General features: G+C 40.4%; 7 protein-coding genes. All 7 read left to right on the top strand.

The window, feature by feature from the left end; genetic code table 11:
• Positions 1 to 360: SMP-30/gluconolactonase/LRE family protein (locus tag ACOVO2_RS04460; protein ID WP_421768807.1), on the top strand; the 360-nt coding region annotated here is incomplete at its 5' end.
• Positions 361 to 472: 112 nt separating this feature from the next.
• Positions 473 to 1900 carry an AAA family ATPase gene (locus ACOVO2_RS04455; RefSeq protein WP_421768806.1) on the top strand — a complete coding sequence of 476 codons (1428 nt, stop codon included), beginning with the start codon at positions 473 to 475 and terminating at the stop codon, positions 1898 to 1900.
• 42 nt (positions 1901 to 1942) lie between these two features.
• A complete protein-coding gene (locus ACOVO2_RS04450) occupies positions 1943 to 2896 on the top strand; it encodes a sugar phosphate isomerase/epimerase family protein (protein WP_421768805.1) in 954 nt (317 codons plus the stop codon).
• 202 nt (positions 2897 to 3098) lie between these two features.
• The gene (locus tag ACOVO2_RS04445) at positions 3099 to 6521 is read left to right on the top strand and encodes a DUF2126 domain-containing protein (RefSeq protein ID WP_421768804.1); all 3423 of its coding nucleotides are present in this window, start codon (positions 3099 to 3101) and stop codon (positions 6519 to 6521) included.
• A gap of 235 nt (positions 6522 to 6756) precedes the next feature.
• Positions 6757 to 9318 carry a circularly permuted type 2 ATP-grasp protein gene (locus tag ACOVO2_RS04440; RefSeq protein WP_421768803.1) on the top strand — a complete coding sequence of 854 codons (2562 nt, stop codon included), beginning with the start codon at positions 6757 to 6759 and terminating at the stop codon, positions 9316 to 9318.
• Positions 9308 to 10177 carry a transglutaminase family protein gene (locus ACOVO2_RS04435; RefSeq protein ID WP_421768802.1) on the top strand — a complete coding sequence of 290 codons (870 nt, stop codon included), beginning with the start codon at positions 9308 to 9310 and terminating at the stop codon, positions 10175 to 10177. Before ACOVO2_RS04440 ends, ACOVO2_RS04435 begins: the two co-directional genes overlap by 11 nt.
• A 10-nt stretch (positions 10178 to 10187) precedes the next feature.
• Positions 10188 to 10681: GNAT family N-acetyltransferase (locus tag ACOVO2_RS04430; RefSeq protein WP_421768801.1), on the top strand; the 494-nt coding region annotated here is incomplete at its 3' end.

Here is a 10681-nt window from a genome sequence, read left to right as displayed (position 1 = left end):
CGTGAATTTGTTGCACCTAATGGAATCATTGGCACGCCCGATGGCAAAACTCTGTATGTAGCCGATATCGGCGACCGCAAAACTTATTCATTCCCAATCAATCCTGATGGTACATTAGGCGAGCGTAAACTTTTTGCTCCGATGGGTTCTGATGGAATGACGATAGATAAAAAAGGGAACGTATATGTAACAGGTAAAGGTGTAAGCGTTTTCGATAAAAACGGCACTCAAATCGAGCAAATCGAAACTAAAGAACCCTGGACAGCCAACGTAACTTTCGGCGGAAAAGACCGTAAAACCCTTTTCATTACTGCTTCAAAGTCGGTTTACACACTTAAAATGAAAGTAAAAGGCGTTTAGTGCAATTTTTATTATCAGCCAAATCTCAGTATTTACAAATGTTTTGGCTGAGTTTCATTTTTAATTATCAGCCAAAACTTTATCTTTGTAAGAGATTTGGCTAATAATAAAGATGAAAACAATCATAGGTAGAGAAACTGAAAAGAAAATCCTTAGGGAAGTCATAGAATCGGATAATGCCGAATTAGTGGTTATTTATGGAAGAAGGAGAGTTGGGAAAACCTTTTTGATTCGTGAGTTTTTTGAGAAAGAATTAGTTTTTGAATTTTCGGGTCAGTACGATGCTAAAACTAAAATTCAACTCCAAAACTTTAGCAATAAACTTGACCAAAGTACTAAATCGCTCTATCCGTCATCGGTGCCAAACAATTGGACAGAAGCCTTGAATAGGCTTAAAACCTATTTAAACCCAATTCTCGACAAGAAAAAGGCGGTAGTTTTTTTTGATGAATTCCCCTGGATTGATTCACCAAAATCTGATTTTCTGAGTTCATTTGATTATTTCTGGAATGACTGGGCAAGCAAAAAAGATAATTTAAAAGTTATTATCTGCGGCTCAGCGGCTTCATGGATGATTAGAAAAGTAATTCAAAACAAAGGAGGGCTTCACAATAGAATTACGAAAAAAATCAGACTACTGCCTTTTACATTAAAGGAAACAGAAAACTATCTGCAAAATAAAAATATTACCTTAGACCGATTCCAGATTTTACAGCTATACATGGCATTTGGGGGTGTTCCTCACTATTTAAAAGAAGTAAAAAAAGGACAAAGCACAAGCCAAACCATTGATAATGTGTGCTTTACGAAGGAAGGATTATTATTCGACGAATTTAATAGTTTATTCCGCTCGTTGTTTAAAAACCATGAGATTCATGTCCAAATCATCAGAGAGTTATCAAAAAAAAATAGTGGCTTAACTCGCAATGAATTATTACAAAAAATGAGTATAAAGTCAGGCGGAACGGCCTCGTTGGTTATGGAAGAATTGGAAGAATCTGGTTTTGTGACTGGCTATATACCTTTCGGAAAAAACAAAAAAGACTCCGTTTATAAACTAACCGATGAATACTGCTTATTTTATCTAAAATTTATAGAAAATAATAAAGGAAAACAGTCATGGGTGTTTATGCAAAATGCTCAGTCATGGAAAAGTTGGGCGGGATTTTCGTTTGAATCAATTTGTCAGAAACATATTCGAGAAATCAAAAAAGCCTTGGGTATTTCTGGAATTTACACAGAAGAATCAAGTTGGAGATTCAGAGGGGATGAAAAAGAAGAAGGAAGTCAGATAGATTTATTGATTGACCGAAAAGATGGTTGTATTAATATATGCGAAATGAAATTTTCGGAGTTTGAATTTGTGATTGACAAAAAGTATGCAGCGGACATAGCCCATAAAATCAGCACATTTAAAGAAGTCACTAAAACCAAAAAAACAGTTTTCTTCACAGCAGTAAGCACGCATGGATTTAAAAATAATGAGTATAAATTAAGGTGGGTCCAGAGTGAAATTACTATGAATGATTTGTTTGTATAAATACTAAAATTTCAACCTAAAATCATCATTAAACTATTCAAAATGGAATCTTCTAACATTTCTCGTAGAAATCTCATAAAATCAACTTTAGCAACGGGTGCTGGTTTGGTACTTGGCTTAGAAAATGCTTCTGCTCAAGCCCCAAAAACAGCTAAACATAATTTTAGCTATTGCTTGAACACCAGTACCATTATGAAGCAAAACATCGGTCTGATGGCCGAACTCGATGTGGCAGCCAAAGCAGGTTATTCGGGCATTGAAATTTGGGTGAGAACTCTCGAAACGTATGCCAATAACGGAGGAAATTTAAAAGATGTGCGTAAAAAAGCACAAGATTTAGGCCTAACCATCGAAGATGCCATTGGTTTTGCCAGTTGGATTGTGGACGACCCTAACCTACGAGCCAAAGCCCTCGAACAAACCAAACGTGAAATGGGAATGCTGGCCGAAATTGGCTGCAAACGCATTGCGGCTCCACCTTTCGGAGCAACCAACAAAGCGGGTATTAGCTTACAAAACGCCGCAGCTCGCTACAAACAAATGCTCGATTTGGGTGATGAAATGGGCGTTCTACCACAACTTGAAATGTGGGGATTTTCGGCAAATTTGCATCTTTTTGGCGAAGCTCTTTTCGTAGCCGCCGAAAGCGGACACCCGAAAGCGGTCGTACTATCAGATGTTTATCATTTGTATAAAGGTGGCTCGGAATTTAATGCTTTAAAAATGCTCAATGGGCAATGTATGCAGATGTTTCACGTAAATGATTATCCTGCGAATGTTCCGAGAGAAAAAATCAATGATAGCTACCGAGTTTTCCCAGGCGATGGTGTTGCTCCACTCACACCAATCTTTCAGATGTTGAACGAAAAAAACGTACCGATTGTGCTTTCATTAGAGCTTTTCAACGAAGATTACTGGAAAATGCCAGCTCTTGAAGCTGCCAAAGTTGGTTTTGATAAAATGAAGGCTTCGGTTGAGAAGGCTGTGGGTGCTTGAGTTTTGAAATACATTGAAAATACACTATTTCTTAGGTCGGGATTGATAAATCTCGGCCTATTTTTTTATACCGGTATTTCCACTATTTCTTGCACTAATCTACCCGAAAATAGTATTATTCAAGGGTTTTGAACTAATTATTTACTATTTCACTTTTTTTCATTTATCTTGACATAGTTGATTCTAAGCCTTCAAAAACACTATGTCTATAAAAGTTGCCATTTCGCACAAAACAGCCTATAAATTTGATAGGAGTGTTAGTCTCTCACCGCATATTTTTCGATTGCGACCTGCCGCTCACTCCCGCACAGCCATTGAAGGATACACATTTAAAATTCTACCCGAAAATCATTTTATCAACTGGCAGCAAGACCCCTTCGGTAATTATCAAGCAAGGGTGGTTTTTCCAGAAAAAACGACCGAATTACGCATCGAAGTTGAGGTAATTGCTCGTTTGCAGGTAATCAATCCTTTTGATTTTTTTGTTGAAGAATATGCCGAGAAGTTTCCTTTCAAATACGAAACTACCCTTCAAAAAGAACTTGTTCCCTATTTAGAAACAAAAGATATTGGCGAAAAAACACAGCATTTTATCGACCAAATGTCTATTCAAAAAGGCATCAATACCGTCGATTTTTTGGTGTATGCCAATCAGCAAGTGTATAATGCTCTTAAATATAATATCCGCTTAGAAACAGGTGTTCAAAGCTGCGAAGAAACCCTCACACTCGGCAGCGGTTCGTGTCGTGACTTTGCGTGGCTTTTGGTGCAAGTCTTGCGTAGTTTTGGACTGGCCACTCGCTTTGTTTCGGGTTATTTGGTGCAACTCGCTCCCGACGTAAAATCGCTCGATGGCCCATCAGGCCCCGAAAAAGATTTTACCGACCTACACGCTTGGGTAGAAGCCTACGTACCGGGTGCAGGTTGGATTGGCCTCGACCCAACTTCCGGACTTTTCGCCAGCGAAGGACATATTCCGCTCAGTTGTACGCCCGATTACGCCAGTGCTGCCCCAGTAACTGGTGCCACCGATATTTGCGAAGTTAGTTTTGAGTTTGATAATAGTGTTTTCAGAATCCACGAAAATCCAAGAGTCACCAAACCTTACACCGAACAACAGTGGAACAAGGTAATGGAAGTAGGAAATGTGGTTGAAAAAGACCTCATCGAGGGCGATGTACGACTAACAATGGGTGGCGAGCCAACGTTCGTTTCGATTGATGATTTTGAATCGCCCGAATGGAATTCTACCGCCGATGGCCCTCTCAAACGAAAACTGGCTTATGACTTAGCTCTTCGCCTCAAAAAACGTTTCGCACATGGCGGTTTGTTGCATTTCGGACAAGGGAAATGGTATCCAGGCGAGTTATTTCCACGCTGGCAATATGCACTCTATTGGAGAAAAGATGGTCTGCCAATTTGGAAAAACGATGATTTAGTAGCTAAAGAAGGCGAAACTAAATATACTTTTCATGATGCCGAACGCTTTGCGATAGAGCTAACAAAATATTTGGGTATCGACCCGAAAAACCTCATGCCAACTTACGAAGACCCAATCTATTGGGCTTTGGAAGAAGGTAAATTACCAGTAAACCTCGACCCGTTGGCAGTAAATCTGAAAGATTCTGTTCAGCGACACACACTTGCAAAATTGCTCGAAAAAGGCTTAAATAATCCTGCGGGCTTTGTTTTGCCACTCAAATGGGAGCATGACGCGGCTCATTGGACGAGTTGTGTTTGGGAGTTCCGCCGTCAACAATGTTATCTCATTCCGGGCAACTCTCCCATCGGGCTACGTTTACCATTGGAGTCTTTACCCAAAACTTCAAAACTCAAACGAGAGCATCCAGTTGAAAGAAGTCTGTTTGAGGAATTACCACCACTCGGCGATTATTACCAATCGCTCGAAGAACGCTACGGAACAACTTCACCACTATATAAAGCCCCAGCAAAGGCCATAATAGTTGAAAAAGATGAAGAACAAGCTAAAGAAGAATCTGAAGATACTTCGTTACTTTTTGAAGTTGATACATTTTCAACGGCTCTGTGTGTAGAAGAACGTGACGGAATTATTTATGTTTTCCTCCCTCCTACCGATTACCTCGAAACCTACCTCGACATGATAGCTTCGGTAGAAACTACGGCCGAAAAACTTCAAATGCCAGTCAGAATTGAAGGTTACACGCCAAAATCCGACTATCGCATCGAAAAAATGATGGTAACACCCGACCCCGGTGTGATTGAGGTAAACGTACACCCAGCCAAATCGTGGCAAGAAATTGTCGATAATACAACTGCACTTTACGAAGAAGCTTTTTTTGCTCGTTTAGGCACCGAAAAATTCATGGTTGATGGCCGTCATACGGGTACTGGCGGTGGTAATCACGTAACGCTCGGGGCTTCAAAACCCGAAGATAGTCCGCTGCTTCGTCGACCAGATTTACTGCGAAGTCTGATTACCTATTGGCAGCATCACCCAGCATTAAGCTACCTTTTTGCGGGGCCATTTATTGGGCCAACAAGTCAAGCTCCACGCATTGACGAAGGCCGAGATGAACGTCTTTATGAAATGGAAATTGCTTTTGAGCAAATTCCCGAAGATAAAGAAGTGCCGTTTTGGATGGTTGACCGTATTTTCAGAAATTTATTGACTGATATTACAGGAAATACCCACCGAACCGAATTTTGTATTGATAAACTCTACTCGCCTGATTCTTCAACGGGTCGTTTGGGAATTCTCGAACTACGGGCATTCGATATGCCACCGCACAAGCACATGAATTTAGTACAAAACCTTTTGGTTCGTGCTTTGGTAGCGAAGTTTTGGAAACAACCATACAAGAAAAAACTCATCAGATGGGGAACGGAACTGCACGATAAATTCTTATTGCCACACTTTGCTTATCTTGATATGATTGATGTAGTAAACGACCTAAAAGATGCAGGTTATGACTTCGATATTTCGTGGTTCGACCCATTCTTTGAGTTCCGTTTCCCGCATCATGGAAGTATCACGGTTGATAATATCCAACTCGAAATTCGTTTAGGAATTGAGCCGTGGCACGTTTTGGGCGAAGAGTTGACCAATGCCGGTACCGCTCGCTTCGTGGATTCATCGCTCGAAAGATTACAAGTAAAAGTTTCGGGGATAATTCCAGAACGTCATATTTTATTGTGTAAAGGTTGCCGAATTCCACTAAGAAGTACGGGAACAAAAGGCGAATACGTGGCAGGAATCAGGTATAAAGCGTGGAATCCACCGTCGGCGTTGCACCCAAATGTGGGCGTAGATGCTCCATTAGTTTTTGATATTGTTGATACTTGGAACAACCGAGTAGTTGGGGGCTGTACTTACTTTGTTTCTCACCCAGGTGGGCGTAGTTTTGATACTTATCCAATCAATAGTTACGAAGCAGAATCTCGAAAAATTAGTCGTTTCTGGGATTTCGGACACACTCCTTCGAGTACAATCGAGCAGACCGCTCCGGTATTCGATACGCCAACGGTTTCAAGATTTGTGGCTCAGAATAAAACTGACCTCAAGCCCGATACACCGATTGAATTGGTAAATCCTGAATATCCAAACACTTTAGATTTAAGGCATTATTGGAAGGCTAAGAAATAGAAAATAGTAATTTTAATATCCCACTGAAACCGCTGAAAATCGCAGAAAAAAGTTTGTAATTTCTGCGGTTTTCAGCGAAATCGGCGGGAGTAAAAATATTAAATAGCTTCAACGCAATCAACTAAGCACAAATACTCAGTACCATCACCAAGCATTTTATTTGTTTAATTAAAGAATTTATTGGTTTTTTCCACTTAAAAAGCATTATTTTGTGAATGACCTTTAAAAGTAATAAATGATAGAAGATTTATCTTTGAGCCTGCTCAATTCATATAAAAAAACAATCAATTCCTATGATGAAGTAATTGACCAAAATGGTCAGGTGAAACCTCATTGGCGAAGCCTTTTCGATACTTTGGAGTCGATTGGTATGGAAGAGTTGGAGCTGCGAAACCAAGAAATCATCAATAAGCTCAAAGAAAACGGTGTTACCTACAATGTTTATAATGCCGATAATGGCGGAAATCGTGCGTGGAAACTCGACCCGATTCCGTTTTTGATACACCAAAAAGAATGGCAAAATATCGAAAAAGGAATCAAACAAAGAGCTCATTTGCTCGATTTGATTCTTCGAGATATTTATGGGCCACAATTATTGATAAAGAAGAATATCATTCCTGCCGAATTGGTTTTTGATAATTCGGGCTTTCTACTGCCTTGTTTTGATATTAAGCAAAAACTACAAAATCAATTACTGATTTATGCCTGCGATATGGCTCGTGGGCCAGATGGTAAAATGTGGTTGCTCGATAACCGAACACAATCGCCTTCGGGTTCGGGGTATGCCCTCGAAAACCGCACGGTTATGGCGAAGGTTTTCCCCGAACTCAATAAAAATATTTATCGAAATAGGCTCTCACCATATTTCAACCATTTACAGCAAACAGTAGCCACGCTGGGAAATATTTCCAACGAAAACCCAAATGTAGTTTATCTGACCCCTGGGGCGGGCAATGAAACTTATTTCGAGCATGTTTACCTGTCTTCTTATTTGGGTTACACGCTCGTACAAGGCAGTGATTTATTGGTCAGAGATGGCTTTGTTTGGCTAAAATCTATTGATGGACTGGAACGTGTGGATGTCATTATCCGACGTGTAGATGACGAATGGTGCGACCCACTCGAACTTCGCCAAAATTCGCTTTTGGGAGTACCAGGTTTGCTGCAAGTCATGCGTATGGGCAATGTGGCAGTTGTAAATCCACCCGGCACAAGCGTGGTAGAAAACTACGGTTTGCTGGCATTTATGCAGAATGCTTGTAAATTCCTGCTCGATGAACCTCTACTGATGAACTCGGTAGCCACTTGGTGGTGCGGACAACCACGAGAATTGAACTTCGTACTGAGTAATTTACACCGACTTATCATCAAAAAAGCCAACCGTAAACAAGGATTTAAGTCGCTCTATGGGCGACAAATGAGCAAAGATGAACTGGAAAAACTTCGAAAAATGATTTTGCAAAATCCGAAAGATTTTGTGGCTCAAGAAGAAGTAAGTCTTTCTACCACTCCTTCGTTGATTGATGGAAAATTAGTGCCTCGTTTTGCTGCTATCCGAACTTTTTTGGTATCTGACGGCAATGACTATAAAGTAATGCAAGGCGGACTCACTCGTAGCTCACCCGTAAAAGATAAGTTTGTAATATCGAATCAACTGGGCGGATTATCGAAAGATACTTGGATTGTGACCGATACACCAACCGAGCATTACGAACGAATAGTTGTACGCAAAGCAACTAATAATCAGCACAATAACTCACTCACGAGCAGAAATGCCGAGAATTTATTTTGGGTCGGACGCTTATTTGAGCGAACAATGGCCTTGACGAGTTTCTTGAAAATCGTGCTTGACCGCCTCAACGAAAACGTAAACGATAAAGGTAAAAAGCAACAGGAATACTTGGTGGTTTTACTCAAATCAATCACACATCTGACTTGGAGCTACCCTGGCTTCACGAACGAAGAAGACGATTCGATTTTGGAAAACCCCGAACCAGAGTTATTTAGCCTAATCAACGACCCTCGCAAAGTGGGTTCGGTTGCCTATAATATCCAATCTTTCTTGCGTACATCGAATCAAGTAAGTGACAAGTGGAATACCGATACTCGCCGAATTTTGAACTTAATTGAAGATAATCTGCAATCGCTCCGAGATTCGCACAGTATCAACCAAGTAAGCCACAGTTTGGATAGACTCTATACTCGACTTTTTGCTTTTTATGGCAATATTTTCGAGACATTGCCACGTGACAGCGGTTTTTATTTGCTCGAAGCGGGTAAAAATATTGAACGAATTTTATCGCTCATTTCGGTACTGCGGTCGGCGTTTAGCTTCAAAAATAATGATGAAGTAGAAACCGTTTTGATGGAAGCAGTTTTAGAAAACCATCATCTTTTGGCCCAATACCGCCATATTTACAAATCTCATTGGAGCTTGGTTGCGGTGCTAAATATGGTTTTCTTAGAGACAAATCTGCCTTATACACTGGCTTATTTGCTCGATGCTTTATCGAATTGTTTAGCAAAATTACCAAAGAATATTGACTCAACCCGATTGAACATAGCCGAAAGAACGGTCTTAGAAGCAGGAACGCTCATTAAACTTTTTGATGCCGAAAGCATGATAAAAGCCGATGAAAACACGCAGTATCGTACGGAACTCGACAAGACTTTAGAGCAAGTTTTCGACCTGATTTCTAACGTTACGGGCAATTTGGCGAGCTTGTACTTCAATCATTCGGTCATACAACATTCGTTTTTAGATACCATTGAAAAAATAAATTCAGATGAAATATAAGCTAAGGCACCAAACGGTCTATACTTATGTAAATCCTGTTGATAATTACCAAAGTGTGCTCTGTTTAGAACCGCTATCGCAGCCCACTCAACTATGCCACAACTTTGATTTAGCAATTGAGCCACAGCCCACTAAGGTCTATGGCCGCAAAGACTTTTTTGGTAATACTCAGCATTATTTTTCTTTGCACGAGTCGCATAAAATATTGAAAGTGATTGCTTCGAGTGAAATTGAGATATTACCCCGAACTTCCGTGGCTATAAGTGCGGTTACGTGTGAGGAAGCAAAAACGAAGTTTCAGAATGACAATGCTTTAAAAATTGAGGTTTTGCAATATCAACTTCCAAGTCAGTTTATCAAATGGGACGATGAAATTAAGGCTTTTGCCGAAACTTGTCTTTCGCCCAATGTGCCGCTCTTTGAGGGTGTAAGTAAACTTTCTGCTAAAATTTTCCACGAATTTCAGTTTAAATCAGGTTTTACAAGTATAAATACACCCCTCAAAACCGTCTTGAAAGAACGCAAAGGTGTATGTCAAGACTTCTCACATTTGGCCATTGCGTGCTTGCGAAGCGTTGGTTTGGCAGCTCGCTACGTGAGTGGTTATATCGAAACAATTCCGCCAAAAGGAAAGCCTAAATTACAAGGTTCGGATGCATCGCACGCTTGGATTTCGGTTTATATTCCCGAAATGGGTTGGTGCGAATTTGACCCAACTAATAACCTCATTCCGAGCGATAAGCATATCGTTACGGCCTATGGTCGAGATTATGCAGATGTTGCTCCACTTAAAGGAATTATTTTTAGTTCGGGTGAGCATAAAGTGGCAGTAGAAGTTGATGTGATTCGTGAAGATTGATGCTAAAGCAATGATAGAAACCGAACGCCTGATTTTACGACCGCTGACTTACGAGCAATTACTTAAATACAGTAATTTAGATGATTCTTTAGAAAAAGAACTCAATACCGAAAAATCTCCGAGAAGTATATCTCCCGAACTCCGTGAAGCCCTCGACTACGGCATTATTCCGCATGTAGCGGACGAACGCCAAAACTACCTTTTCTCCACACTTTGGACGATTATCTCGAAAGAAAGCAACAAAATGGTAGGTGATGTGTGCTTCAAAGGCGAACCCAACATTGATGGTGAAATAGAAATCAGCTACGGTACGCACTTTGAATTTAGACGAAAAGGCTACATGACCGAAGCCGTTGGCGAGATGCTTAAATGGGCAAAAACACAATCGAGTGTGATGAAGGTTTTGGCAAATACCGAAAAGAATAACCTTTCTTCCCAGCGTGTGTTACGCAACAATGATTTTTCACAAATTGGTGAAACCGATGGGATTGTTTATTGGGAGAT

Source organism: Emticicia sp., from assembly GCF_049241225.1.
GTDB lineage: Bacteria > Bacteroidota > Bacteroidia > Cytophagales > Spirosomataceae > Emticicia.
The sequence above is the reverse complement of the archived record's forward strand: the minus strand, read 5'-3'. Positions and strand labels throughout refer to the sequence as shown.

Coding starts and splice junctions, on each gene's coding strand:
- ACOVO2_RS04435 (WP_421768802.1), top strand. CDS start 9,308: ATGAAATATAAGCTAAGGCACCAAACGGTCTATACTTATGTAAATCCT.
- ACOVO2_RS04455 (WP_421768806.1), top strand. CDS start 473: ATGAAAACAATCATAGGTAGAGAAACTGAAAAGAAAATCCTTAGGGAA.
- ACOVO2_RS04450 (WP_421768805.1), top strand. CDS start 1,943: ATGGAATCTTCTAACATTTCTCGTAGAAATCTCATAAAATCAACTTTA.
- ACOVO2_RS04445 (WP_421768804.1), top strand. CDS start 3,099: ATGTCTATAAAAGTTGCCATTTCGCACAAAACAGCCTATAAATTTGAT.
- ACOVO2_RS04440 (WP_421768803.1), top strand. CDS start 6,757: ATGATAGAAGATTTATCTTTGAGCCTGCTCAATTCATATAAAAAAACA.